Here is a 26,224-nt window from a genome sequence, read left to right on the forward strand (position 1 = left end):
GTTCTCGCCAGCAAGTCGAAGGGCCACAAGTGACTGATCTCACGTTCCGCATGGGCGAACTTTTCTGTGGTCCGGGAGGCATGGCCAAGGGTGCACACAACGCAGCCGAGTCGGTCGGCGTCACTCTGCAGCACGCTTGGGCCAACGACTACGACGCGGATACCTGCGCGACTTATCGGCACAACATCATCGGCGCGACCGACGAGAGCGTGATTCACCAGGACGTCAAGGAGCTGGCCATCGAGCAGCTCAGCGGCATCGATGGCTTCGCGTTCGGCTTCCCCTGCAACGACTATTCGCTGGTCGGCGAGTGGCGGGGGCTCGACGGCAAGTACGGGCCGCTCTACTCCTACGGTGTCCGTGTTCTGGAGGCGCACAAGCCCCGGTGGTTCGTGGCGGAGAACGTCTCCGGCCTGCAGAGCGCGAACGAGGGAAAGGCGTTTCAGAAGATCCTCGACGAGCTGTCGGCGGCGGGCGAGCACGGCTACAAGCTGTACCCCCACCTCTACAGCTTCGATCAGTACGGCGTTCCGCAGCGCCGGCGCCGAATCATCGTCGTCGGCATCCGCGGCGATCTCGACGTCGACTTCAAGGTGCCTTCACCGGAGATCTACGCGGACCGGCCGGTCACGGCTCGCCACGCGTTGACCGTTCCGCCGATGACGGGATCGATGCTCAACCACGAGCGCACGCGTCAGTCATCGACCGTCGTCGAGCGTCTCGATTACATCGCGCCGGGGGAGAACGCATTCAATGCCCCCGGCATGCCGGATCGTCTTCGACTGAAGGTCAAGGGTGCCACGATCAGTCAGATCTACCGCCGCCTTCACCCTGACCAGCCGGCGTACACCGTGACCGGGTCCGGTGGTGGCGGAACTCACGTCTATCACTGGGACGAGTCCCGCGCGCTTACGAATCGTGAGCGCGCTCGGCTGCAGTCTTTCCCCGATGACTACGAGTTCATCGGCCAGAAGGAGAGCGTGCGGAAGCAGGTCGGCATGGCCGTGCCAGTCAAGGGCGCTGAGGCCGTCTTCACCGCGCTGTTCAATTCGTTCAAGGGCGTCGGTTACCCGTCGATCGCCCCCAGTCTGGGGTACGTGCCCGCCAAGTGTCGTTCAGATGTCGGAGGCGATCAGTAAGGTCTTCTCAAAGTCGCCGCCTGGCGATCAGAAGAGGGACCTGAACTTGCAAGACGAGATCGTCGAACCTGGCGTCGATCTGCTCGAGTCGATGCGCTCTGTCGGCTATTCGCTCGATGCAGCGCTGGCGGATCTGATCGACAACAGCATCACCGCGGACGCGAAGACAATCGACATCGACGCGGACGTCGTCGACGGAAGTTTCGTCGCGATCCTCGACGACGGCACCGGTATGAGCCCAACAAGAGCGCGAGAGGCGTTGCGTTTGGCCGGCTCAGTCGACTCGAGGTCCACCGCTGACCTTGGGCGCTTCGGGCTCGGGCTCAAGACCGCATCACTATCGCAGGCGCGATGCCTGACCGTCGTCACCAAGTCCGATGGCGTTACTACCGCTTTGCGCTGGGACATCGATCATGTTCGCGAATCACGCCAGTGGAGCCTGCTGGTTCTGTCCGAGCCTGAGATTCAGGGGTTGCCCCTCGTGTCCGCCCTCCAAAGTCAGCAATCAGGAACCCTTGTCGTCTGGGAGTACTTGGATCTGCTCATCGGCGATGCTGCGGATCGTGGAGCCTTCCTCCGAGAACGAGTTCTGGATGCCGCGGGCGCTCTGGCGCTTGTCTTTCATCGCTTTCTCGCGGGTCCGGGAAGGATCGTCATCCGAGTCAACGGGGCGAAGCTGTCCCCGATCGATCCGTTCGTCACGTCTAACACTCGGACCCAGATCAGTCCGACCGACGAACTGACGATTGCCGGTGAGAAGGTGTCGGTCACGGCGTACACACTTCCCCACCCGAGTGGAATGACCCCGGCTGAGCGAGCGCGCACCGACCTGTCGACAGGCATGCGCGAGGCCCAAGGCTTCTACATCTATCGCAACCAGCGACTGATTTCCCGGGGCAACTGGTTCGGCCTCGCGTCCCGGAGTGAGCTGACCAAACAGACGCGAATCCAAGTCGACCTCCCGAACACCGTCGACAGTCTCTGGCAACTCGATATCAAGAAGTCTCGGGCGGAGCCGCCCGCGTCGTTCAAGGCTCACCTCAAGCGGATCATCGATCCGCTGCTCGACAAGGGACGTCGGGTGCATACATACCGCGGCCGCAAGACGAGTGAAGCTGAGATCGTACGAGGGTGGAACAAGCTCGACGTGCGCGGGAACGTGCAGTACGTCGTCAACGAGGACCATCCATTGCTCGTGTTGCTGAAGAGCCGAATTGGCGAGGAAGAGCGAGACCTCCTTGAGAGTGTCATCGGACTTCTATCAGACACCTACCCGACTCATGACCTCTACGCCGAGATGGCTGCGAGCAAGGTTGCCGGTGTCGCTCTGCCCGATATCGATGGAGCCAGGGTGAAGCTCCAGCTGCTCCAAGACGCGGGGATGCTGGGCACCAGTGCCGAAGAGGCTACGGCTCGCCTCGTGGAGATCGAGCCGTTCAATGCCGTACCCGATCTTCTCGAGCTGATCCGCGCCGTGATGATGGAGAGCCCCGATGCAACTGAGTCCTGACCAGAAGTCCGTCGAGGCCCAACTCACGACGTGGGTTCTCGGTGAAAATCAGCGGGGTCGGTCCGTTGATCTTGCGGCCCTTGAAGAGAAGGCCGGCCTCGTCGCTTCGATCTTCAGTCCCGACCTTACCGAACACGAGATCGCACAGGTCGTCGTCGTGGTGACGACCAAGGGAGATGTGAAACAAGCCGCTGACGTAGGAGTAGTCGGGGCCGATTTCGAAGAATGGATTCAGGCACGCAAAGCCGAGGTCGAGGAGAGTCGCTGGGAGGCCTACAAAGGTCTCCTGATCTCGCGCGGCTTTGCTCCCGCAGTGATCGATGCTCTCGGCCGTCAAACAGATGCCGTGGTCGAACTAATGGGTGACCCTCATCGGACTGGTCCGTGGGCGCGCCGCGGCCTACTCATGGGAGAGGTGCAATCTGGCAAGACCGCCACATACCTCGGGGTCTTGAACAAGGCCATCGATCACGGATATCGCGTGATCGTGATTCTCGGAGGTCACACGAACGATCTGCGCAGTCAGACCCAACGTCGTGTCGACACTGATCTCACGGGAACCAACTCGACGTTCCTTGAAGACAACATATCGGTGGCCGGGGAACAGATCCGGATCGGCATCGGTCTTGTAAATCCGACTCTGACGGCGAACAGCATGACCACGGTTCGCCGCGACTTCAGTGCCGAGTCGAAGCTCGCGGGGATGGTCTGGGTCTCTTCTGGCATGCCGACGGTCTTTGTGGTGAAGAAGAACGTCAAGATGCTTGAGAACGTGCGGAAGTACATTGCCGCTCAGGCCGGACCGGATGGCCTGGACCTTCCACTCGTTGTGGTAGACGATGAAGCTGACTGGGGCAGTCCCAATACCAACGACCCGGATACGGATCCCACGCGGGTGAACAAGGCCGTTCGCAGTCTGCTGGACGTGTCGTCTCGGAACACCTACGTCGGGATCACAGCGACGCCGTTCGCTAACGTGCTGATCGATCACACGATCGAGGACGATCTCTTCCCGAGCGACTACATCCGCGCGCTGGGAGCACCGAGCAACTACTCCGGTGTCGACACGTATTTCGGAGCTGGAAGTTCTGCAATCCGAACGGATGTGGACGATTGTCTCGCGGTCCTTCCGCTCAAGCACAAGAAGGATCATCAGCTCGCGTCGCTGCCGTCGAGCCTTGAAGACGCGCTGATCGCCTTCTTCCTGGGCACGGCGATTCGCAGGATCCGTGACGGCGCGACCGTGCCCGCTTCGATGATGGTGAACGTCTCTCGATTCAATCTCGTTCAGATCGTTGTGAGCCGACTCGTGAAGGACTTTGTCTCGGAGGTCGCGGGTGTCATCGCCACCGAGTTCGAGCGCATCGGCGGCACACGACGAAGCCAGCTGGCCGAGCGGATCGAACGTTCGATGGCGCAGCTGTATCCGTTGGATTCGAACTGGTCTGAGATCGAGCGCGAGCTGATCGACGTCGCTCGGGAGATGCGCGTAGAAGTGGTCAACAATCAGACCGCGGCCGAGCGCGCCAAGACGCGTCGACTGATGTCGCATGAACAACGCGTCGCTGAGGACCTGAAGCCAGTGATTCTCATCGGAGGCGACGTGCTGTCGCGCGGACTGACGCTCGAGGGTCTGCAGGTGAGCTATTTCGTTCGTCAGCCGGGATCTGCCGACACGCTGCTCCAGATGGGGCGATGGTTCGGATATCGCCCCGGCTACGAAGATCTCGTCAGAATCTGGATTCCCCGAAAGGTTGTAGAAATATTCGGGAACGTGGCGGCGATGAACCGCGATCTTCGCGAAGACCTCATGGAGATGCAGGCGAATGAGCTGACGCCGCGGCAGTTCGGGCTCAAGATCCGTTTGATCCCAGAGATCGCGATTGTTGCTGCGAACAAGCGTCGCGCCGCCGAAGTTGCGGAAGTGAGGGTCAGTCTTCACGGGCAGATTCGTCAGTCGGTCGACCTGTCAAGCGACGTGGGGGTTCGCAATGCCAACGCCGAGGCTGTCGACAGGTTGGCCAGGCGACTTGAGGTGTCCGGTATCCGATTCAAGCCGTCGGGCCATGAATATGGGTGGCACGGCGTTCCGCTCGAGGCCGTGACCGAATTCATCGCCTCGTTCCAGGGCCATTCGATTGATCCCTTCTTTTCACGATCAGGTCGCGACGGCCGTCCCCAGATCGCGAAGTTCCTACCTGAAGCCCGAAACAGCGACGGATGGGATGTCGTGTTCGTCAGTGGAGGCGGCAGGAGTGTGATGATCCCGCATATAGGTGACGCTTCCCGGGCGAGCGTGAGAAATGAGCTGAGGTACATCGCGAGCGACAGCCAACTGCATTTCCAAAACCGGCAGATCGCGAGCCCGTCTGACGTGCGAGGTGCTCTTGAAGAGAGCGAGGTCGTGCGCATCAAGGCGTCGGCGCCTGAGGGCGCCAAGCTGAATGAGGGCGAGTATCTTCGCCATTACATCGAACGCCCGATTCTGATGTTGTACGCGGTCACGCGCGAGGACAAGGGTGACGGCCTCGTCATCGATGAATCCGACCCGCTGTGGGCGGTTCGTGTCGCCTTCCCGAGGCTGACGCCGGAGGAAGAGCAGGACTACATCGCCGCCGGCGGCGGAGTCAAGATCCTGGTCAACACCGTCTGGCAGGAGCAGTTCTTCGGCACGGACCAGGAATCTGACGACTACAACGAGGAGCTCGACGGATGATCGCGACAGCGATCGAAACAGCAATGGGGGGTGTACCGGGTCGCACGGTTGGCCTGGTCGACCACCCGCATCTGTCGATGTGGGCGCAGAATCTGGGTGATCGCCCCGGTCTGCTGGTGGATGTCACCCTGCCAGCGGGCGTCGTCATCGAAGATGGTCGCGGTTTCGACGTCGCCCCGGTCGCACGAAATGGGAAGTCGTCGCTGCTCATCAAGCCGACCATTCCGGGCGATCCGTCCGCGGCGTTCGTCGGGCTCGTCGAATATCTCTATCGGCAGACCGCGGGCGTGGACACGCCGCCGGCTGCGGTCGTGGCCCTGGTGGATTCGATTCAAGAGTTTCGGCGGTTCTTCGGGCGCAAGTCCGAACGGCTCAGCGAGGCCGAAGTCCGCGGGCTCTTCAGCGAGCTCTTGCTCTTGGTCGAGCTCATGGACGCAGGTAGGTCGCCGAATACGGCGCTCGCGGCATGGTCGGGCCCATGGGGAGCAGCTGATTTTCGGTTCGCCGACGACAGCGCAATCGAGGTGAAGTGTGTGCGCCCTTCTGCGACGGGTGTTCGCGTGTCGTCGGAGTATCAGCTCGAGGTGCCTTCCGGAGGCATGCACCTCTTCGTTCTTCCGCTAGCTGACGCCGACCCCGCTGCGACTGGATCCGCCAGGCTCATGGACCTCGTCGGCGAAGTCTCCGCGCGCGTTGCGGGAGACCCGCTGGCGCTTCGCCGGTGGTTCGAAGCGCTCGACACACTCGGGTTCGATACATCGGACGTCTACTACGAGCAATGGAGCTTCGTCCCTGAGTCATGGGTGGCGTTCGAAGTGACCGATGAATTCCCTGCCCTGCGCGTCAGGGATCTGCCAGCGGGGGTGTCGGGGGTGGGCTACTCGATCGCGTTGGCGGCTGCCGAGGCTTTCGAAGTGGATGCGTCGCGGGCGATCGCGTCAGGAGGCGCCAAATGACCGAGGCCAATCAACTTGACGATCTTCGAAACGAGATCAGCCTTCAAGCCGCGGGCAGCGCAGGCTTCGAGATCGAGGCCTTCGCGCGCGTGTATGCAACTCGCCTCGAAGAGGCCGAGCAGGTCTATGACCTCAACGTCGAGGTTCTGCGGTGCTCTGGACCGCGTGGTCGGAGGGTCGAACTGCTCGGCTACGCGGAAGACGAGACTGACGGCACGTTGACGATCCTGGCGGGAAAGTACTTCGGCACCGATGAGACCTTGCGACTATCCGATGCCACCGAGGTCTTCAAGCGCTCTGCGGAGTTCCTGGAGCTCGCCGTCAGCGGTTGGGTGCGCGACAACCTCGAGGCGTCGTCGCGCGAGGCCGAGTACGCGGAATACTTCGCGGGTCAGTTCCGGCGAGGCAAGGTGTCGCGCATTCGCGCCGTTCTGATCACCGACGGGGTGATGAGCGACCGGATCCGCTCGATCGAGACCGGAACTCTCTGCGGCGCGAAGATCACATATGAGATCTGGGATCAGCGACGCCTGACCGCTGCTGCTCGCCCATCTGTCGGGAGCGAGGACATCCGAGTCGACTTCACCCGCTGGATGAAGCGAGGCCTGCCGTGTCTGCCTGCCGAATCCGGAGAGGACGGCACGCAGACCTACATCGCGGTGATCCCGGGACGAGTGCTCGCCGATGTGTTCGAGGAATACGGCAGTCTCCTCCTCGAATCCAACGTGCGAACGTTCCTGAGCGCGCGTGGTGCGGTCAACAAAGGCATCCAGTCGACGCTGGCGAATGCTCCACAACGCTTCCTCGCCTACAACAACGGGCTGACGACGACCGGGATCGATGCCGTCGTTTCCGACGAGCGACGAGGCATGTTCATTCAGTCGATCAACCGCTGGCAGATCGTAAACGGCGGGCAGACGACAGCATCGATCGCTCATTTCCTCCGGACGAATCGCGAGTCCGATGTTGACCGCGTCAGCGTTCAGATGAAGCTGGTGATCGTCAACGACGACGATGCGGCAGGTGTCGTTCAGTCCGTTGCGAAGTACGCCAACAGTCAGAACCGAATCAGCGGCGCTGATCTCTTCAGCACCCACGAGTTCCATATTCGAATGGAGCAGATCAGCCGAAGAATTCGGGCTGACGCGCGAGAAGGTCAGCAATACCGCACTGGGTGGTACTACGAGCGCGCGAGAGGTCAGTGGGAGAATGACCGCGCCGCACGTGGGCCTCTCGGAGAGCAGAAGAAGTTCGAGCTCGAGTATCCGAAAGGCCAGCGGATCACCAAGACCGACTGGGCGAAGTACGCCTTCTGCTGGGGCAAGAAGCCGCACCTCGTCAGCAAGGGCGCTCAGAGCGTCTTCGCCGAGTACGCGACCGCCGTTGACACGCAGTGGGAGAAGTCAGACGAGCAGTTCAACGACGGCTATTTCCGGACGAACATCGGCAAGGCGATCATGTACGAGACGCTTCGCTCCGCCGTCATTCGGGAGGACTGGTACAAGGAGTCGCCGGGCTACCTGGCGAACATCGTGGCTTACGCGATAGCGCGCTTCTCGCTGCAGCTCGAGTCGAAGCATGACGGCGCGCGGTTCGACTTCGAGAGCGTGTGGCGCCGGCAGGGAATCTCTGCGGCGACGCTCGAATCGCTGCTCGGCATCGCAAAGCAGGCGCGGGCGGCTCTCATGGCTTCCGACCGGCCACAGGCCAACGTCACTCAATGGGCGAAGCAGTCGGCGTGCTGGGAGAGGTTCACCAGGACCCGCGTGGTGCTTGAGCCGGGAGTCGCGGACGATCTGGTTTCCGCGGAGACCGCTCGAGCTGTGGACCGAGACGAGAAGAAGCAGCGCGAGGTCGACAACGAGTTCGAGGTGATCAGCAAGGTCGTTGCTGTCGACTCGCAGGTCTGGCGCCGAATTCTCGATTCGACGAGTCGGGTCCTCGTGTCGCCCGTAGAAGCGGAGCTGCTGCGAAAGTATTCAGGAGGGAGCGGCGGTGTCCCTTCTCACCGTCAGGCGCTGGTCCTTATGCGTGTCCATGAGCGCGCCGCTGCGGTCGGTGTCGTCGAGGCGCGCGCGGGCTAGATCTGTTTTGATCCGACGCACCGCTCTATCTGGATGGCCACTTCGTCAGCGGGCTGATGCTCCCAGTATCTGAGCACGGTCCAGTGTGCCGTGGCCAGCGCCGCATCGGTCTCTCGGTCTCGTTCCACGTTGCGGGCGAGCTTCGGAATCCAGTAGTCGCTGTTCCGCTTGGGCGCCGTTGCGTGATCCGGACAGCCGTGCCAGAAGCATCCGTCGATGAAGACGGCCACTCGCGCGCGCGTGAAGACGATGTCGGCCCGCGTCCGCAGCGGCGGTTGCAGGCGGAAGTCGACTCGATATCGAAAGCCACGGGCGTGCAGGAGCCGACGAACCGCGAGCTCGGGTGAGGTGTCGCGCCGGCGATTGGCCAGCATCGTCTTTCGAGATCCAGGAGTCGAGGCCCACGACATGATCCGACAGTACGTCTGATTACTGACCTCGGCCGCATTGTTGTGAGGCAAGCCTCACCTCACTCGCGGCGGTAGCCTGGAGCACATGGCCCACGACCTCGCGAATCTGCTCGGCGACGTGGGGCCGATCGTGTTCTACCTCGTCGTGTGGGGGCTCGTGTTCGCGGGCACGGCACTCTTCGTGGGTGTGTTCATCCCGTTCATCACCGGGGATTCGCTGCTGTTCGGCGCCGGCATCCTCACCGGTACCCACGACGACCTGTCGATCTGGATCCTCGCGCCCGGCGTCGGCATCGCCGCCGTGCTCGGCGACCAGGTCGGGTTCTGGCTCGGGCGGCGATTCGGGAGGCCGTACCTGACGAAGCGGAACGGGCGGTGGGTGCAGGGCGGCATCCGACGTGCCGAGCGCTTCTACGAGCTCTTCGGATGGTGGTCGGTCGTCATCAGCCGCTACATCCCGTGGGGTCGCGTCTTCATCCCGCCGATCGCCGGCATCAGCGGCATGAAGTACTGGCGCTTCCTCACCGCGAACATCGTCGGCGCCCTCAGCTGGGGCGTGCTCATCACCGTCATCGGCTACTTCGCCGCCGTCAACCCGGCCGTGCGTCCGATCGCGTACGCCGTCGCCAGCGTCGTCATCGCCATCTCGATCGTCGCCGGCATCCGCGCCTGGGTGCTCGACCGGCGCACGCGTCGTGCGGTCGAGGCAGATGGTGAGGCGGATGCGGCGGTCGAGCTGGACGCGAAGGCCGCCACCGCGGAGTCCTGATCGCCGGCTGCGGGGCTGTCCACCGAGTGAATGACCCGATGCGCCCGACCTGCCGCGGCATCCACCCGCACCGCTAAACTTCCCTCAGTCTGCCCGCGACACCGCGCGCCCGGCAGCCGCACCACCACGACGCCCGCCACCCGCGCCCGCCGGCGCGGATCCGCGACGACACCGCCGAGGAGCCCCGAATGCCGTCCCGCCCCCGCCCCGCGATGCCCGCCCGCATCGCCGGCTGGCGACTCGGGCAGAAGCTCGGCGAGGGAGCCTTCGGCTACGTCGTCGAGGCGAGCCGGCTGCGCGTCGACGGCACCCGCGTCGAAGCGGCGATGAAGGTCATGCAGCAGGACCCCGACATGGTTCTCGACCTCGCCCACGAGTTCAAGGTCATGAAGGGCATCGACAGCCCCTACGTCGTCAAGGTGCTCGACAGCGGCATCGAGGAGAACGACGACGACACCGCCCTGCTCTGGATCGCGACCGAGCTCGTGCGCGGACAGGATCTGCGCGACGAGGTGCGCAGGGGCGGCCCGCTCGCCCGCGACGAGTGGTGGACGCTCGCTCACGACCTGCTCTCCGCCCTCGACGCCACCCACCAGGTCGGCCTCGTGCACCTCGACGTCAAGCCCGCCAACGTCATGCGCCAGCCCGGCCGCTCGGTGCTCGTCGACTTCGGCATCGCCTCCTTCGTCGCCGTCTCCGACCCGGGGGATGTCGGCGGCGGCACGCCCGGCTACTGCTCACCCGAGCAGGTCGACGGCCGCATCGACGGCGCCGATCTGCACTACGCCGCCGACCTGTTCGCGGCCGCCTGCACGCTGACCTTCGCCGGAATCGGACGCTCGCCGTGGCGTGTGCCCAAGGTCAGCGCCCGCGAGCTCGGCGCCGCGCTGCACCGCACGCTGACGACCGACCCGCCCTATCTGACCGGACTCGACGCCCAGCAGGTGCAGCTGCTCACGCCGATGCTCTCGGTGGATCCGAGCAAGCGTCCCAGCGCCGAGCAGGCCCTCGAGTTCGTCGCCGAGCAGCGCGAAGCGCACCGCCGCGCCGCCTTCGGCTCGGCCGCGACGAACCTCGGCGGGCACCCCGCCTTCCCGGCCCAGCCCGGGGGAGGAGCACCCGGATCGGTGCTGCAGGGCGCGCCGAGCGCCCCCGGGACCCCGTCGGCTCCGGGTCCGGCATCCGGCCCGGCGTCGGTCGGCTCGTTCGCGCCGGGATCGCTGCAGCCCGGATCCCACCAGCCCGGCTCGCTGCAGTCGGGATCGTTCTCATCGCACTCCGGCGACGCGCCGTCGAACGGACCCGGATCGCAGCAGCCGGGATCGCTGCAGCCCGGATCCCTGCAGCCCGGATCGTTCTCGTCGAATCCCGCGCTCGGCTCCTCCGCCGACTCCTTCGGCGCCCCCGCGCAGCACCCGAGCGGCTTCGGATTCGGCGGAGCAGGATCGTCGGGAACGGGATCCGGCACAGGGTCCGGCCTGGGCGCTCCGGGGGCGCCGAGCGCCGGCGGCCCCGACGGGGGCAACCCGGGAACCAACGGCCCCGACTCGCACGGCTCCTGGACGAACGGTCCCGGCGCGAACACTCCAAGGACGGACGGTCCCACCGCTTCGCCGGGCGCCGGCAACCCCGGGTCGGATCGTCCCGGAACCGGCGGCTTCGGCACGGGCGGCTCCGGCTCTGGCTTCGTGACCCCCGGTGACGCTCGGTCGGTCGCCGGATGGAACGCCGCCCCGGCGTCGCTGCCGCCCGTCGTGTCGGCTCCGCTGCTCGGCACGCCCGGAGCGCCGGTGCCCCCGCCCGCCGGATTCGCGCCGCCGCAGCCCGTCGCGCCCGGCGCCGCGGCTCCCATGAACACGGCGACTCAGCATCCCGCGACCTTCGTCGGCGGCTCCCTCGCCGGCCCCGTGGCATCCCCGGGCCTTCGCCCGGCCCCGGTCTCGCCGCCCGCGTCGACGCCGAGCGAGTTCGACGGCGGCGACGCCACGATCCACCGCTTCACGAGCGCACCCCCGCCAGCGGCGACCTTCGATCCGGCCGCGGGCTCGGCCGTCGACCCGGCCGGCGCCCCGCGCTCCTTCTTCGCCGTCTGGCTGCTCTCCTGGCTGCTCGGCGTGGTCGGCGCCGATCGCTTCTACGTCGGCCGCCCCGTCACGGGCGTGCTCAAGCTGATCACCGCCGGCGGCATCGGCGTGTGGGCGATCATGGACCTCATCCTGCTGTCGTGGGATGTGCTCAGCGACGGACAGGGGCGCCGCCTCGTGGCCCCCGAGTCGAGCCGTGGGATGCTGCGGGCGATCTCGCTGATCTCGGGCGTGCTCTGGGCGATCTTCATCCTTCTACTCGCCCTCACGACGATCCCCACGAGCTGACGCGTTCCTCGCGGCGCCGGCGTCCAAGCCGCGCTCGGGTCCGGAGACGGCTCGGGCCCGATCCACTCGCGTGAACCGGGCCCGAGAGACGACGACGAGCGTCAGTGCGCGGCGTAGCCGCCGTCGACGAGGTGGTAGCTGCCGGTGATGAACGACGCGGCGTCGGAGGCGAGGAAGGCGACGAGCGAGGCGACCTCCTCCGGCTGGCCGAGGCGGCCCAGGGCGTGCTGATCGGCGAGCGCCTTCTGCGCCTCGGCGGTGAGGTTGGCGTCCACGAGCGGGGTATGGATGAAGCCGGGGCCGACCGCGTTGACGCGCACCTTGTCGGCGCCGTACTCGAGCGCCGCGTTCTTGGTGAGTCCGATGACGCCGTGCTTGGTGGTGACGTAGGCCGACGACATCGGGATCCCGACCGAGCCGAGCACGGAGGCCATGTTGATGATCGAGCCGCCGCCGTTCTTGACGAGCTCGGGGATCTGGAAGCGCAGACCGTAGAAGACCGCGTTGAGGTTGACCTCGATGACCTTCTGCCAGCTGTCGATCGGGTACTCGCCGACGGGCGCGGCGGCTCCGCCGATGCCGGCGTTGTTGACGGCGATGCCGAAGGGCGCGAGGGCGGCGGCCGCGGCGACCGACTTCTCGGCGACAGCGGGGTCGGAGATGTCGCCGACGAAGGCGGCGGCGGTCCCTCCGGCGGCGGTGATCTCGGCGACGACGGCCTCGGCCGACTCGGCGCGCAGATCGGCGACGAGCACGCTGGCTCCGCTCGCGGCGAGGGTGTGGGCGACGGACCGGCCGATGCCGGATCCGCCTCCGGTGACGAGGGCGGAGCGTCCGGAGACGTCGTACTGGGCCATGGTGCTGAACCTCCTGGAATGCGCTGACGCGAGCAGGGCGGTGGCCGGGAGGCGTCGGCTTTCGTGACGGCGGCGGGTCTGTCGCCGCAGGAAAAACTACACCCGTTCTCCAGTTCATGCTTACGCATGGATGCCAGGAGAGCGAACTCTCGGCGACGCGCCCGTGCGAAATGTGCGGACAAGGGCTGCACTACGACGCTCGTCCACTAACGTTCCGCATGATGGATGCACGTCAACGCCGCAGCCGCGCCGCCCTCCGCGGCGCCGTGCTCGAGCTCGCCGCCGAACGGTCGGTCTCCGAGATCACCGCCACCGACATCGCCGCCGCCGCGGGCGTGCACCGCACGACCTTCTACCAGCACGCCGCATCGCCGGTCGACCTGCTGCTGGATGCCCTCGGCGCCGAGATCGACGAGGCACGCGAACGCACCCTCACCGACACGGCCGCGGCCCCGGTCGAGGCGATCGTCGCCGTGTCGCGGGCGGTCATCGAGCACATCGATCACCACGCGGCCGTCTACCGCCGCGGACTCGGACCCGAGAGCGGCGGCGGCAGCCTGCACCGCATGCTCGGCGACCACTTCCTCACCTCGATCCAACTGCTGCGCGAGCAGGGCCGGGTCACGGATGCGCCGGTTCCGGCCGGTCTCGACGCCGCCTACGTGCAGGCGGCGTCCGATCGACACCACGCCGACGGCGCGGTCGGCGCGATCGCCGTCTGGCTCGACCTGCCCGAGCCGCGCGACCCCGACGACTTCATCGGCATCCTCGACGTCATCCAGCCCGCCTGGTGGCCGAAGTCCTGACCCCGCACACGCGCAGGGCGACAGCCGAGGACGTTCCCCGGCTGCTCGCACTGGAGCCCGCGGACGGCACCCGGTTCATCGACGCCGACCGTCTGCGGGGCGACCTGGATGCCGGGGGACTCCGCCTCGACAGCATCTGGATCGCCGAGCTCGGCGGGAGCATCGTGGGCCGGGCCCTCTGGTGGGGCCCGCCGGGGGAGCCGCATCCGGTCGCTCTCGACGAGATCTGGGTGGCGCCGGACGCCGGCCTCGACGCCGAGCAGGTCGGCATCGCACTGCTCGAGGCGGGTCATGCAGCGCTTCGTGCCGTCGGCGTCGAGCGGATGCCGGGCTTCGACATCGAGGCTCCGGCCGACTGGCGCGAGCACGCCGACCTCGCCGCGGCCGTCGGGTGGCGGGAGCGGGTTGCTGAGCGGGCAGGACTCGGGCAGCGGCTCGAGCGGGTGAAACTGCTCTGGCAGCAAGGCGCCCCGGTGCCGCCGGCGTCGGCGCGGGTCGAGTTCCGCGCGGCGTCGGATGAGGACGTCATCGGCGTGCTGACCCGGGTCGCGCGCGGCTCGCTCGACGCCACGACGCACCGCGAGATCGCCGCGGTCGGAGCCGAGCAGCACGCCCGTGACGAGTTCGACTTCTACGCCGGACTGCCCGGTCGCCGTGACGACTGGCGCCTTGCGTTCGACCGTGCGGCCGGCGCAGGCGGATCCGTCGACGAGGACGCCGACGCCGGCTCCGTCGAGGATGCGATCGGCGTGATCATCCCCTCGCGGTCGGCCTACTCCGCGAGCGTCAGCTACCTCGGGGTCGTGCCCGAAGCGCGCGGTCGCGGCATCGGCCTCGACCTGCTCGACGAGATCACGCGCGTGCACGCCGCGGCCGGCGAGCCGGAGATCACGGCGCTCACGGATGCCGACAACGTGCCCATGCGCCGCACCTTCGCCCGCGGTGGCTACCGCGAGACGGGCGTGCGCATCGTGCGCGAGGCCGCGCATCCGCTGACGGGCTGAGCCGGCTCGGTCCGTTGCGCGACAGCCGGACGAACAACCAGCCGGCCCGGCGACCCGACTACGCCCGCTCTCCCCAGGCTCCGGCGAGCGCGATCGGCAGCAGCACCATCGATCGCAGGTCGAAGAGGGCGTGCACGGCGATCGGCACCCAGATCATGCCGGTCGCGACATACAGCGCGAAGAAGAACAGCCCCAGCACGGTCGCCGTCAGCATCCCGCGCCAGCCCTGGTAGGCGTGCAGGCATCCGAACAGCAGGATGGCGAGCAGCGCCGACAGGGGAGCGGCGGCCGATCCGAGGCCCGGGAGCGCCCCGAGCACGCTGAAGACCAGCGTCGGCACGGCCAGGCGGAACAGCAGCTCCTCCATCACCCCCGCGTTGAGCGACATGCCGGCTCCGTAGGCGAGCTCGCGGCGATTGCGCGGCAGCAGCGCACGAACGTCGCCGACGGCGGGGATCTCCTCCACCTTGCCGCGCAGCAGGATCGCCGGCAGCACGAGCCCGACGAGGAACGCGACCCCGAGAGCGATCCCGACCGTCGTGCCGAGCGCGCCGTCGAGCGCGGGCAGCGCCGCGCCGAACGGACCCCACGCGCGCAGTTCGGCCAGCATCGCGCCGACCTCGCCGGCGACGGCGAGCAGGATGACGACGGTCAGGCCCGCGAAGACGGCGAACCCCTCGATCAGCCAGCGTCGGTACACGCGCTGCCGCGCCCACGTCGAGGTGAGGCGGCGGAACCGCGCATACTGCTCGCGGTCCTTGAGCACGCCGCGCCAGATCAGCACGGCGGTCACGAGAAGCAGCAGCGCGAGCCGGGCGGCGAAGACGGCATCCATCGTGATCATCCTGCCGGGTCGTGGCCGTAAGGAGTGGGTGGGGTGCCCGAGAGGGAGGACGGGCTCTCGCGCGGGAATGCCGGAGGCGGGCTCCGCATTGCATCGAGGTGATGACCAGCTCTCCCGCCGCTCCTGCGTCCCCGCGACTACCGCGCACCGCGCGCCGTCTCGTCGCCGCCGCGAACATCGGAGCAGAGCAGTGAGCGCCGCCGCCCCGGCCGCCGGTGTCGGACTCCGCTCGGAGCGCGGGCCCATCCTGCTCGCCCTGATGCTCGCGACCGGCCTCATCGCGATCGACTCGACGATCCTCGCGACGGCCGTTCCGACGATCACGCGCGAGCTCGGCGGATTCGCCCAGTTCCCCTGGCTGTTCTCGATCTACCTGCTCGCGCAGGCCGTCGCCGTTCCGGTGTACTCGAAGCTCGCCGACACGCTCGGCCGCAAGCCCGTCATGATCGCCGGAATCGCGCTGTTCCTGCTCGGCTCGATCCTCTGCGGCGTCGCCTGGGACATGCCCTCGCTCATCGCGTTCCGTGCCGTGCAGGGACTCGGCGCCGGCGCCATCCAGCCGCTCGCGATGACGATCTCGGGCGACATCTATACGCTCGCCGAGCGCGCGAAGACGCAGGGCTACATGGCCAGCGTGTGGGCCATCTCGTCGGTCGTCGGGCCGACGCTCGGCGGCGTCTTCGCCCAGCTGGATGCGTGGCGCTGGATCTTCTTCATCAACGTGCCGCTCTGCGTGCTCGCGGCGGTGCTGATCCTGCGCAACTTCCACGAGAGCGTCGAGAAGCGGCGGCACCGCATCGACTACCTCGGCGCGGCGCTGCTGACAGGGGCGCTCGCACTGCTGATCCTCGGCGTGCTCGAGGGCGGGCAGGCGTGGGCCTGGGCATCGACGCCGAGCTTCGTCGTCTTCGGCGTCGGCGCCGTGCTGCTCGCGGCGGCGCTGATCGTCGAGACCCGAGCCGCGGAGCCGATCCTGCCGCTGCGACTGCTCGGCCGTCGTCTGCTCGTGACGACGAATCTCATCTCGCTCGCGCTCGGCGCCGTCGTGCTCGGCCTCACCTCGTACGTGCCGACCTACCTCGAGGGCTCGATCGGCACGCCGCCGCTGCTCGCCGGCGCCGCCCTGGCCGCGCTCACGCTCGGCTGGCCGGTCGCCGCGACCCTCTCGGGGCGGCTCTACCTGCGTTTCGGGTTCAAGCGCACCGTGCTGACCGGAATGGTGTTCCTGCTGATCGGCACGCTCGCGCTCGTCGCGACCGCGGGCACGCCGAGCGTCGCGACGGTCGCGATCACCGCCTTCGTGACCGGACTCGGCTGCGGGCTCATCGCGACGCCCTCGCTGCTCGCGGCCCAGTCGACCGCGACCTGGGGCGAGCGCGGAGTCGTGACTGGGCTCAACATGTTCGCGCGCAGTGTCGGCAGCGCCGTCGGCGTGGCCGTGTTCGGCGCGATCGCGAACGGCATCATCCGCACCGGCTCCGACGGCGCCCAGGTGCCCTCGTCGGTCATCGCCGGATCGTCGGCCGTGTTCGTCTCGGTCGTCGTGGTCGCGGTAGTCGCGCTGATCGCGGCGCTCGTCATGCCGCGCACCCCCGTCGCGCAGCGCGAGGCCCCCGCGACTCCGGCCGGCGAGGTCGAGCAGGCCGCCTGAGAGCTGTTTCGGCAGGATCGCCGCGCGATCCTGGATTCGCGCGGCGGTATCGTCGCGCGCGACCGAGATCGTGCGGCGATGACGTCAGGCCGCGCGACTCCGGAGCGCAGAGCTACGCGCGGATGCGCGCCGTCACCTCGATCTCGATGAGCATCTCCGGCTCCATGAGCGGAACCTGCATCATCGTCGCGGCGGGTCGCGCCTCGCCGAACACCTCGCGCAGCGCGGGCCAGCACTCGCTGAAGCGCGAGCCGTCGGTCAGCAGGTAGTGCACGCGCACGACATCGGCGAAGGAGGCGCCAGCGTCGGTCAGCGCGGCGCCGATGTTGCGCAGGGTCTGCGCGGTCTGCTCGCCGAGGTCGCTCGAGATCGCACCGGTCGAGTAGTCGTAGCCGGTCGTGCCCGAGACGAACACCCAGTCGCCGTCGACGACCGCACGCGAGTAGCCGATCTGCGCTTCGAAGTCGGAGCCGCTGGAGATGAGTCGTCGTGTCATGCGCTCATCGTGGCAGGCGCGGCGAAGGCGCGACGACCAGCGCGGGCACACGCATCCACCAGACGGCAGGATGGACGCATGTCGGAGCTCGTGGCGGCCGTGGCCGCGCATCCTCGTCTCGATGAGCTGATCGCCGTGCTGGAGCGGCTGCGGGCGCCGGGCGGATGCGCCTGGGACCGCGACCAGACGCACGCGAGCCTCGTGCGCTACCTCGTCGAGGAGAGCGCCGAGCTGGTCGAGGCGATCGAGTCGGGCGACGATGCGGAGATGGTCGAGGAGCTCGGCGACGTGCTCTACCAGGTCGTCTTCCACGCCGACATCGCGGCCGAGGAGGGGCGCTTCACGATCGAGGACGTCGCCGCGCACATGACCGCGAAGATGGTCGGCCGGCACCCGCACGTCTTCGGCGACGGCGAGGTCGTCGCCGACACGGCCGACGCGGTCGCGAGCAACTGGGACGCGTGGAAGGCGCAGGAGAAGCCGGAGCGCACGAGCGTGCTCGACGGGGTTCCCGACGCGATGCCGTCGCTCGCGCTGGCCGAGAAGCTGCTCGGGCGCGCCGACAAGGTCGGCCACGACGTCGCCGTGTCGGCGGCGCTCGCCGCGGACGCACCGGTCGACGAGGAGGAGCTCGGGCGTCGACTGCTCGAGCTCGTCGCGGTCGCGCGGGGGAGCGGGCTGGATGCGGAGCGCGCCCTGCGCGGGGCGATCCGCGGGCTGAAGGACGACATCCGCGCGGTCGAAGCCGGCGGTGAACCCCCGACGTTCTCGGTGTAAACGCGGCCGTCGGCCGAGCCGGCGAGGACACTGCCGCAGCGCGGCGCACCGCACGGGCGGGACGGTCCGCCAGCGCGAAGCGTGGCGGACCCTGCGCCGCAGCACGGCACACCCCCGGTGCGCCGCTCACAGTGGCCGGGCACCCACCCGAAATAGGGAACCCGACAGCGCTGTGACACAGACATCGGGGCCCTCGACGACTCCGATGCTCCCGCGGACGCGCCCCTGCGCGTGCCGCGATGGTCGTGTACGCGCACGGCGTGGGGAGATGGCCCGGCCGGGACCGGTCCGGGCTCTGCCGTGGGGACGCACGACGACCGCCGTCAGTGTATTCGCATAACGGTCGTAATCAAAACGCTCGTTCTGGCAATAAGCTGACCCTGTCTGAGCACGCGAGGGAGACGCCGATGCCGAGACGACCCGACCCGAATCGCAAGCAGGAGCTGCTGGAGCAGATCATCGAGTATCTGCTCGGCAGCTCTCTCGCCGGCATGACCTTCCGTACGCTCGCCGACGCCCTCGGCGTGAGCACCTATTCGCTCGTGTACCACTTCGGCACCCGCGCCGAGCTGGTGCAGGAGATCGTGCGCGCGATCACCGGACGCCAGCAGGAGCTGCTCGACGCGCATCCGCCGACGACCGCCTCGCTCGAGAGCTACCTCGAGGGATTCGCGTCGTACTGGCAGCAGTCGCAGAGCGAGCGGAACCGTCGGCTGCGGCGACTCGAGATCGAGGCGGCGATGGTCGAGGCGCTCGATCCCGAGTCGATCCCGATCGTCCGCACCGCCAACGAGTCGTACCGGGCGGCGGCGACCGAGTCGCTCGTGACGCTGGGACTCGGCGACGAGGATGCGCGGCGCGAGGCCGGCGTCATGATGGCGCTCGTGTACGGCATGCAGCTGGATGCGGTGCTGACCGGCGAGACGGAGCGGGTCAACGAGAACTTCGCTCTCGCGTTGGATCAGTTCCGCGCGCGGATCGAGGCGCATCGGGCCGCGATCGCGGCGCGCGAGACGACATCGGGATCCGGCGTCTCGAAGGCCGCAGCCGCGCGCTGAACGATTCGATGCTGGCACGCCGAGGCCGGCATCCCTCCCTCGGGAGCGGATGCCGGCTTCGACGGATCGGGCTCAGGCCTCGTGGAGGTAGTGCCCCGCGGCGATGTCCTCGAGCAGCTTCGGGTGCGTCGGCGTCCAGCCGAGAGTCTCGCGCGTGATCGCGTTCGACGCCGGCATGTCGATCGCCCAGAAGGCGCCGATGAAGCCGAAGTGCTCGGCGGCGTCGGCGGGGTCGACCGAGACGGTCGGCAGGCCGAGCGATTCCGCGATGGCCGCGGCGATGTCGCGGGTCGCGACCTCCTGCTCGCCGACGACGTGGGCGCGGAAGCCCGCGGGGGCGGCGCTCAGCGCCAGGCGCACGGCGGTCGCGGCGTCGCGACGGTGCACGGCCGACCAGCGCGCCGCGCCGTCGCCGATGTAGCCGGCGGCGCCGTTGCGACGGGCGGCGGCGACGATCTGTGGGATGAACCCGTGCTCTCCGCCCTCGCCGTGCACGGTCGGCGCGAAGCGCAGCGCGACGCTGTGAACCCCGCGGTCGACGGCGTCGAGAGCGAGCGCCTCGGTGCCGCCGCGCGGGGCGTCCGGGCCGGAGAAGGGTACGGCGTCGTTCTCGGTGACGAGGCGGCCGGGCCAGAACGCGGTTCCCGAAGCGAGTGCGAAGCGGCGATCGCTGCCGGCGAGCACCTCGGTGAGGGTCTCGACGGCGACGCGCTCGGCGCGGTTCGACTCCGCCGGGTTCGACCAGTCGTGCTTGTTCGCGAGGTGCACGACCGCGTCCGCCTGCTCGGCGCCGCGGCGCAGCGAGTCGAGATCGTCGAGTCCGCCGAGCAGGGGCTCGGCTCCCGCCGCGCGCACGCGCTCGGCGGCGGCGTCGGAGCGCACGAGGCCGATGACCTCATGCTCGTGCGCGACGAGCTCGTCGGTGACGGCCGAGCCGATCCAGCCGGATGCTCCGGTGACGAAGACCTTCATGGTTCCTCCTTCGCCCCGTCGCAGTCGGCGGGGATGATGTCAGGGTGTGACATCACGGTAGCACGAGTGATGTCAGAGTGTGACATGACGTAGGATCGCACCATGGGACGCTGGGAACCGGGCGCACGCGAGCGACTCCAGCTCGCCGCTCTCGAGCTGTTCATCGAGGACGGCTTCGAGGCCACCACCGTCGCCGAGATCGCCCGGCGGGCCGAGCTGACCGAGCGCACCTTCTACCGGCACTTCTCCGACAAGCGCGAGGTGATCTTCGACGGGCAGGATCTGCTCGTCGACGCCTTCGTCGCCGGCGTGGTCGCCGCACCGGAGGATGCCTCCCCGCGCGACCTCGCCGAGGCGGCCGTCGCCGCATCCGGCTCGTTCTTCACCGACGAGCGCCGCCCGTGGTCGCGTCGACGTCAGGCGGCCATCGACTCCGACACCGGGTTGCGCGAACGCGAATCGCTCAAGATGGGCGTGCTCGCCCGCGCGCTCACCGCCGCGCTGCGCGACCGCGGCGTCGGCGACCCGACGGCCGAACTCGCCTCCGACGCCGCGATCTCCGTGTTCCGCGTCTCCTTCGCCCAGTGGATCGCGGCCGACGAGACCCGCTCGATCGGCGACATCCAGGTCGCCCTGTTCGCCGCCCAGCGCGCCCTCGCCTGACCCGCTCCGTCAGGCGATGCGCGAGCCCGCCGCGAGTCGGCGGGCCGGCGCTCGCGTCGCGCGGATCGCGCCGACGAGAGCCAGCGCCGCGAGCGCGAGGTGGATGGCGAGCCCGACGAACCAGCTCGGCACGCTGCGGTCGATGACCTCGTGCGGCGACGGCGATCGGTCCGAACGGTAGTTGCACGGGTCGTCGACGAGCGAGGAGTCCGGCGGCTGCTGCAGGCTGCGCACGCCGAGCTTGATCCAGCCGAAGAGGTCGCTCGGCGCGTCACCGCTTCCGTAGCGCGTGGGCACCGCGTCCGCCATCACGACGTAGGGGTTCGCGGCCAGCAGCCACCACACGTAGTCGGGGCGGGGGCGTGTGCCCTCGGTCGTGGTGTCGGAGACGATGCACTCCGAGTTGCCCGTGCTGTCGTCGTAGTCGTAGGTGGCCGAGCGGTACTCGTAGCGCTCCTGCGCGACGAGCGTGCCGAGCCCGAATGAGATGAGCGTGCCGACGCTGAGCGCGGCGACGACGAGATAGGTGACGGCGACCGAGAACAGCGGCCGCCGCAGCAGCCCGCTGAGTCCGACGCCGATCGCGGAGATCACGGCGAGCTCGACCGCGAGCACCAGCAGCGACACGAGCACCATGCCGACCGTCGTGCCCCCGATCACGAGGCTGACGACGAGGAACGGCGCCGCGATCGCGAGGAACGCGAGCGAGCTGATCCAGGCGGCGACGAACTTGCCGATCACCAGCTGGGGCGTGCTGACGAGCGTGACCTGCGTGGTCGCGAGCGTGCCCGCCTCGCGGTCGCCGTTGATCGCGTTGCCGCTGAACGCGGGGGCGACGAGCGTTCCCAGCAGCAGCACGAGGTAGACGATCGTCGAGAAGATCGCGTTGCCGCCCGGGTCCGAGTCGTAGCCGCCGCTGAGCGCACGGAACCCCCAGATGAGCAGGCCGGTGACGATCAGCACGACGACGCCGAAGAGTCCGACCAGCACGTACCAGGCGACGCCGCGCACCCGCTGGCGCAGCTCGAGCCCGGCGATCACGCGCACGCCGGTGAAGAACGGGATCACTGCGGGCCTCCGGGCTGCGGGGGAGCGGGGTGGGCGCCGGGAGCAGGAGGCGCGTACGGCGAAGGATCGGCCGGGGCTCCCGGACCGCCCGCGCCCGCCGGTGGCGCTGCGGCCATCCGCTCGCCGCTCAGATCGAGGAAGGTGTGCTCGAGCTCGCCGACGGCGGGCGCGAAGGCCGAGATGGCGAGGCCCTCGCCGACGAGCCGGGTCAGCAGGGCCGCCGCCGCATCCTCGCCCGCGATCGGCACGAGCAGTCCGCCGGCGTCGGCGTCGATGCGCTCCCACGGCACCCCGGCGCGGAACAGCGCGTCACGCAGTCGGTGTCGATCGGCCGAGCGGATGCGCCACGCCCGCTCCGAGACGCGCGTCGCGGCGATGCGGGCCGCGTCGGCCGTCACGCCGCGGTCGAGGTAGACGGCGCTGTCGGCCATCTCGTCGAGCTCCGCCAGCACGTGACTGGACACGAGCACGGCGCGACCCTCGCCGGCGAGGCGGCGCACCGTCCGGCGCAGGGCCACGCGCGCGGCCGGGTCGAGTCCCGAGGCCGGCTCGTCGAGCAGCAGCACGGCCGGATCGTGCACGAGCGCGCGGGCGAGGCTCAACCGCTGCTTCTGCCCGCGCGAGAGAACCCGGCTCGGCCGGTCGGCGAGCTCGCCGAGGTCGACGAGGTGGATGAGCTCCGCCGCCCGGTGCGCGGCCGCGAGCCGGTGCATGCCGTAGAGGCGGCCGGTCTGCACGAGGGTCGTGCGCGCACTGAGCGAGCCCCACGATCCGAGCTGATCCGGCATCCAGCCCAGCAGGCGGCGGGCGCTCGCCGGATCGGCGACGGGGTCGTGTCCGGCGACGCGGATGCTGCCCTGGTCGGGCGCGAGCAGCGAGGCGAGCATGAGCATGAGCGTCGTCTTGCCCGAGCCGTTCGGGCCGATCAGCCCGGTGACCTGGCCCATCGGCGCGACCATCGAGGCATCGACGACGGCCTGCACCGCGCCGAAGCGGCGTGCGACGCGATCGACGACGATCCCCAGTTCGCTCGGGCCGGCCGCGCTGACTGTCGCGGCCCCCGCCGTCGCCCCCGCTGTCATGGTCCGAAGCCTAGACCGACCGCTGCGTCAACCCGAGGTCTGCTCGCTCTGCCGCTCGCGGTAGGCGGCGACGTTCATCCGGTTGCCGCAGCGCAGGCTGCAGAAGCGCTTCGAGCCGTTGCGCGAGAAGTCGATGAACACGCCTTCGCAGCCGTCCGCCTCGCAGCGGCGCAGCTGGTCCATGGCGCTGCCGCGGATGACGTCGACGAAGGCGAGCGAGGCCTCGACCTCGATGCGCTCGGCGAGCGGGGCGTCCTGCTCGGTGGCGTGCAGGTGCCAGTCGAGTCCGTCGTGACGCACGAGTTGGGGCACCGCCTTCGCCCGGGTCAGCATCGAGTTCACCTGCCGCACCGCGGTCTCGGGCGTGAAGCTCCAGAACCGGCGCAGCCGATCGCGCGTGGCCTGCACGTCGACCAGTTCGGGCTCGTCGCCATCGCGTCGACCGGAGTAGGTGTGCTCGTCGAGAAGCCACTCGAGCTGATCGACGGTCGCGAGCTCATCCTCACCGGATGCGGACGCTCCGGACGCCGTGTTCACGAGCGCCACGACGAACTCGAGAGCGTCGTGGGTGTCATCGGTGAAACGCATCTTGACTCCTGACGAGGCGGCCATTTATCGTCAGGATCATAACGCGCGGATGATCATTACGCGTCGTGGCCGTCCGGCACCTGTGATCCCTGCTCCCGATTCGGAGGAATCGTGTCCGCTGTCCGCGCCCGCAGCTCCATGGGCCTCGCTGTCGCCGTCTCGGCATCCCTGGCGTTCTCGACCATCGGCACCTTCGCATCGCCGCTGCTCGAGGCCGGCTGGAGTCCGGCCGCGGTCGCGACGTTCCGCCTGCTGATCGCCGCCGCCGTGCTGGCGATCCCGGGCGCGCTGGCGCTGCGCGCGCCGGGGGCGCTGCGGGCGCTGTTCCGGGCGCGCACGCGGGTCGTGCTCTACAGCGTGCTGGCCGTCTCGGGCACTCAGCTCTGCTACTTCGCGGCGATCCAGCGCATCCCCGTCGGGCTCGCGCTGCTCATCCAGTACCTCGCGCCGATCGGCCTGCTGCTCTTCATGTGGGCGCGCACGCGCCGCCGCCCGGCCACCATGGTGCTGGCCGGGTCGGGCGTCGCCGTGCTCGGCCTCGTTCTCGTGATCGGCGTCGGGGGAACGGGCGGGGTCGACCCGATCGGCCTGCTCTACTCGCTCACCGCCGCTGTCGGAGTCGCCGTCTACTACGTGCTCGGCGCGGTCGCCGACGACGGGGTGCCGCCGGTCGCCTTCGCCGCCTCGACGATCCTGCTCGGCGGGCTCGTCACGGGCGCGGCCGCCTTCGTGGGACTGCTGCCCTGGGCGGCGCCGAAGGTCGACGTGACCGTGCTCGGCGAGCACCTGCCGTGGTTCCTTCCGGTGCTGGCGATCGCGATCCTTGCCACCGCCTACGCCTACGTCGCCGGCATCATCGGCAGCTCGCGGCTCGGCGCGCGCACGGCGTCGTTCCTCGGACTGCTCGAGGTCGTGTTCGCCGTCACCCTGAGCTGGATCTTCCTCGGCCAGTCGCTCGCGCCGGTGCAGATGGTCGGCGTCGCGCTCGTGCTCGGCGGCGTCGCCATGATCCGCCCGGAGGAGACCCCGGCTGTGGTCTCTCTGCCGGTCGATCCGGATGCGATCGATCCGGTCTCGCGTGTGCCTCTCGACACCGGCACGATCCCGCTGCCGGCCGTGCTCGAGCCGGTCGCCGCGACGACCGCCGCGATCGCGATCGTCGCCGCTGCGCAGGTCGCCGCCGACGAGGGCGGCTTCGCGCCGATCGAGAACGGGATGCTGGCGGAGCCCGCCCCGGCCGACGAGCCGGTCGCCGCGATCGACCGCAACCCGCCGACCCGTCCGCTGGCGCTCGCCGGATGAGCTCGGCCGGACCGACGACCGGCGTGGGCGGGACCGGCGCGGGCGGAGCCGTCGCGGCGCCGCACCGCGGCGGCCCCGTCGCGCTCGGCATCGCGCTCGTCTCGGCGCTGACCTTCGGCACGAGCGGCACGATCGCCAAGCCGCTCATCGAGGCGGGCTGGACGCCGACCGCCGTCGTGTTCCTGCGCATCCTCGGGGCGGCGCTCGCCTTGCTGATCCCGGCATTCGTCGCCCTGCACCGCGGCCCCGGCATCCGGGCCGGCCTGCGGCTGATCTGGGCCGCGCGCGTGCGCGTGCTGCTCTACGGGGTGTTCGCGGTCGCTGGCACGCAGCTCTGCTACTTCCAGGCGATCCAGCGCATCCCCGTCGGTCTGGCCCTGCTGATCGAGTACCTCGCGCCGATCGGGCTGCTGCTCTTCATGTGGGCGCGCACCCGTCGCCGCCCGGCGCTCGGCGTGCTGTTCGGCGCCGCGCTCGCGCTCGTCGGCCTCGCGCTGGTGATCGGCATCGACGGCTCGGTGCGGCTCGACCCGGTCGGCATCCTCTACGCGGGCATCGCGGCGGTCGGCCTGGCGCTCTACTTCGTGCTCGGGGCGGTCGCCGACGACGGCGTGCCGGCCCTCGCCTTCGCCGCCACGACGCTGGTCATCGGCGCGCTCATCCTCGGTCTCGCCGCCGCGCTGCACGTGCTGCCGTGGAAGAGCCCGGCGGTCGAGGTGCGATTCCTCGGCGCCGACGTGCCGTGGTTCGTGCTCGTCGCGGCCGTGGCGCTCATCTCCACCGCGCTGGCCTACTTCACCGGCATCGTCGCGGCGGCGCGTCTCGGCTCGCGTCAGGCCTCCTTCTTCGGCCTCATCGAGGTGATCGCCGGCGTCGTCATCAGCTGGATCGTGCTGGGCGAGTCGCTCGGCGCGATCCAGATCGTCGGGGCTGTGCTGATCCTGGGCGGCGTCGCGCTCATCCGCCCCGAGCCGCCGCGTGATCCCGGAGCGGTCGTGAAGCCGTCCGACGCCGAGGCGGGGATGCCGACCGCGCCCCTCTGAGCCGTGATCCGATCGGCGGCCGACCCGGGATAATGGATGCCCGTGGCCAGTCAGGTG

General features: G+C 68.8%; 23 protein-coding genes. 15 read left to right on the forward strand and 8 right to left on the reverse strand.

The genetic code is table 11. The annotated features are described in order from the left end of the window. Positions 1-29 precede the first annotated feature (29 nt). Genes FJ657_RS07605 through FJ657_RS07625 form a run of 5 tightly spaced genes read left to right on the forward strand, consistent with a single transcriptional unit; the run spans position 30 to position 8,405 of the window. On the forward strand, positions 30-1,139 hold the full coding sequence (locus FJ657_RS07605; protein WP_219995885.1) for a DNA cytosine methyltransferase: 1,110 nt from the start codon (positions 30-32) through the stop codon (positions 1,137-1,139). Continuing rightward, positions 1,120-2,649, forward strand: coding sequence for an ATP-binding protein (locus tag FJ657_RS07610; RefSeq protein WP_255447204.1), 1,530 nt, complete (start codon positions 1,120-1,122; stop codon positions 2,647-2,649). The genes FJ657_RS07605 and FJ657_RS07610 overlap by 20 nt, the downstream gene beginning before the upstream one ends. Continuing rightward, the gene (locus tag FJ657_RS07615; protein WP_141163093.1) at positions 2,633-5,365 is read left to right on the forward strand and encodes a Z1 domain-containing protein; all 2,733 of its coding nucleotides are present in this window, start codon (positions 2,633-2,635) and stop codon (positions 5,363-5,365) included. Before FJ657_RS07610 ends, FJ657_RS07615 begins: the two co-directional genes overlap by 17 nt. After that, positions 5,362-6,321, forward strand: a complete 960-nt coding sequence (locus FJ657_RS07620) for a PD-(D/E)XK motif protein (protein WP_141163094.1) — start codon at positions 5,362-5,364, stop codon at positions 6,319-6,321. Before FJ657_RS07615 ends, FJ657_RS07620 begins: the two co-directional genes overlap by 4 nt. After that, on the forward strand, positions 6,318-8,405 hold the full coding sequence (locus FJ657_RS07625) for an AIPR family protein (protein ID WP_141163095.1): 2,088 nt from the start codon (positions 6,318-6,320) through the stop codon (positions 8,403-8,405). Before FJ657_RS07620 ends, FJ657_RS07625 begins: the two co-directional genes overlap by 4 nt. Here the strand turns inward: FJ657_RS07625 and FJ657_RS07630 are convergent. After that, a complete protein-coding gene (locus FJ657_RS07630; protein WP_219995886.1) occupies positions 8,402-8,815 on the reverse strand; it encodes a very short patch repair endonuclease in 414 nt (137 codons plus the stop codon). The genes FJ657_RS07625 and FJ657_RS07630 overlap by 4 nt on opposite strands. A gap of 85 nt (positions 8,816-8,900) precedes the next feature. Here FJ657_RS07630 and FJ657_RS07635 point away from each other — a divergent pair, with 85 nt between their 5' ends. Beyond that, entirely contained in the window at positions 8,901-9,584 is a 684-nt protein-coding gene (locus tag FJ657_RS07635; protein ID WP_141163097.1) for a DedA family protein, read from the forward strand. Between the two features lie 188 nt (positions 9,585-9,772). Beyond that, positions 9,773-11,956, forward strand: a complete 2,184-nt coding sequence (locus tag FJ657_RS17500) for a protein kinase domain-containing protein (protein ID WP_141163098.1) — start codon at positions 9,773-9,775, stop codon at positions 11,954-11,956. A gap of 101 nt (positions 11,957-12,057) precedes the next feature. On the opposite strand, the gene FJ657_RS07645 is transcribed toward FJ657_RS17500, so the two are convergent. Further along, complete coding sequence (locus tag FJ657_RS07645; RefSeq protein WP_141163099.1) at positions 12,058-12,813, reverse strand: SDR family NAD(P)-dependent oxidoreductase; 756 nt, start codon at positions 12,811-12,813, stop codon at positions 12,058-12,060. A gap of 221 nt (positions 12,814-13,034) precedes the next feature. Here FJ657_RS07645 and FJ657_RS07650 point away from each other — a divergent pair, with 221 nt between their 5' ends. Continuing rightward, positions 13,035-13,619, forward strand: a complete 585-nt coding sequence (locus FJ657_RS07650) for a TetR/AcrR family transcriptional regulator (RefSeq protein WP_181408908.1) — start codon at positions 13,035-13,037, stop codon at positions 13,617-13,619. Beyond that, entirely contained in the window at positions 13,604-14,623 is a 1,020-nt protein-coding gene (locus FJ657_RS07655; protein WP_141163101.1) for a GNAT family N-acetyltransferase, read from the forward strand. Before FJ657_RS07650 ends, FJ657_RS07655 begins: the two co-directional genes overlap by 16 nt. A 58-nt stretch (positions 14,624-14,681) precedes the next feature. Here the strand turns inward: FJ657_RS07655 and FJ657_RS07660 are convergent, their stop codons facing one another. After that, positions 14,682-15,458, reverse strand: coding sequence for a CPBP family intramembrane glutamic endopeptidase (locus tag FJ657_RS07660; protein WP_181408909.1), 777 nt, complete (start codon positions 15,456-15,458; stop codon positions 14,682-14,684). Between the two features lie 268 nt (positions 15,459-15,726). Between FJ657_RS07660 and FJ657_RS07665 the strand changes: the two genes are divergently transcribed. Continuing rightward, positions 15,727-17,118, forward strand: a complete 1,392-nt coding sequence (locus FJ657_RS07665; RefSeq protein ID WP_255447305.1) for an MFS transporter — start codon at positions 15,727-15,729, stop codon at positions 17,116-17,118. A 112-nt stretch (positions 17,119-17,230) separates the two neighbouring features. Here FJ657_RS07665 and FJ657_RS07670 read toward each other — a convergent pair whose 3' ends face one another. After that, a complete protein-coding gene (locus FJ657_RS07670; RefSeq protein ID WP_141163104.1) occupies positions 17,231-17,614 on the reverse strand; it encodes a RidA family protein in 384 nt (127 codons plus the stop codon). Between the two features lie 78 nt (positions 17,615-17,692). On the opposite strand from FJ657_RS07670, the gene FJ657_RS07675 reads away from it, so the two are divergent. Together FJ657_RS07675 and FJ657_RS07680 are read left to right on the forward strand one after the other, a co-directional pair. Further along, positions 17,693-18,391: a nucleoside triphosphate pyrophosphohydrolase gene (locus FJ657_RS07675; RefSeq protein WP_141163105.1), complete on the forward strand. Its 699-nt coding sequence runs from the start codon at positions 17,693-17,695 to the stop codon at positions 18,389-18,391. A gap of 407 nt (positions 18,392-18,798) precedes the next feature. Next, complete coding sequence (locus FJ657_RS07680; RefSeq protein ID WP_181408910.1) at positions 18,799-19,449, forward strand: TetR/AcrR family transcriptional regulator; 651 nt, start codon at positions 18,799-18,801, stop codon at positions 19,447-19,449. A gap of 72 nt (positions 19,450-19,521) precedes the next feature. On the opposite strand, the gene FJ657_RS07685 is transcribed toward FJ657_RS07680, so the two are convergent. After that, on the reverse strand, positions 19,522-20,421 hold the full coding sequence (locus tag FJ657_RS07685) for an SDR family oxidoreductase (RefSeq protein WP_141163107.1): 900 nt from the start codon (positions 20,419-20,421) through the stop codon (positions 19,522-19,524). A gap of 102 nt (positions 20,422-20,523) precedes the next feature. Here FJ657_RS07685 and FJ657_RS07690 point away from each other — a divergent pair, with 102 nt between their 5' ends. After that, positions 20,524-21,084: a TetR/AcrR family transcriptional regulator gene (locus FJ657_RS07690; RefSeq protein ID WP_141163108.1), complete on the forward strand. Its 561-nt coding sequence runs from the start codon at positions 20,524-20,526 to the stop codon at positions 21,082-21,084. Positions 21,085-21,093: 9 nt separating this feature from the next. Here FJ657_RS07690 and FJ657_RS07695 read toward each other — a convergent pair whose 3' ends face one another. From FJ657_RS07695 to FJ657_RS07705, 3 genes are read right to left on the reverse strand one after another with little or no spacing between them, the layout of a single operon-like run. Beyond that, entirely contained in the window at positions 21,094-22,152 is a 1,059-nt protein-coding gene (locus FJ657_RS07695) for an ABC transporter permease (protein ID WP_255447205.1), read from the reverse strand. Next, positions 22,149-23,234 (reverse strand): ABC transporter ATP-binding protein, encoded by a 1,086-nt coding sequence (locus FJ657_RS07700; RefSeq protein ID WP_141163109.1) that lies wholly within the window; start codon positions 23,232-23,234, stop codon positions 22,149-22,151. The genes FJ657_RS07695 and FJ657_RS07700 overlap by 4 nt, the downstream gene beginning before the upstream one ends. Before the next feature lie 27 nt (positions 23,235-23,261). Beyond that, positions 23,262-23,822, reverse strand: a complete 561-nt coding sequence (locus tag FJ657_RS07705; RefSeq protein WP_141163110.1) for a CGNR zinc finger domain-containing protein — start codon at positions 23,820-23,822, stop codon at positions 23,262-23,264. Positions 23,823-23,933: 111 nt separating this feature from the next. On the opposite strand from FJ657_RS07705, the gene FJ657_RS07710 reads away from it, so the two are divergent. Then, positions 23,934-25,124 carry an EamA family transporter gene (locus FJ657_RS07710; RefSeq protein ID WP_219995887.1) on the forward strand — a complete coding sequence of 397 codons (1,191 nt, stop codon included), beginning with the start codon at positions 23,934-23,936 and terminating at the stop codon, positions 25,122-25,124. After that, a complete protein-coding gene (locus tag FJ657_RS07715) occupies positions 25,121-26,167 on the forward strand; it encodes an EamA family transporter (RefSeq protein WP_141163111.1) in 1,047 nt (348 codons plus the stop codon). The genes FJ657_RS07710 and FJ657_RS07715 overlap by 4 nt, the downstream gene beginning before the upstream one ends. Positions 26,168-26,224: the final 57 nt, after the last annotated feature.

The sequence above is a fragment of the Schumannella soli genome, from assembly GCF_006517435.1.
Lineage (GTDB): Bacteria > Actinomycetota > Actinomycetes > Actinomycetales > Microbacteriaceae > Schumannella > Schumannella soli.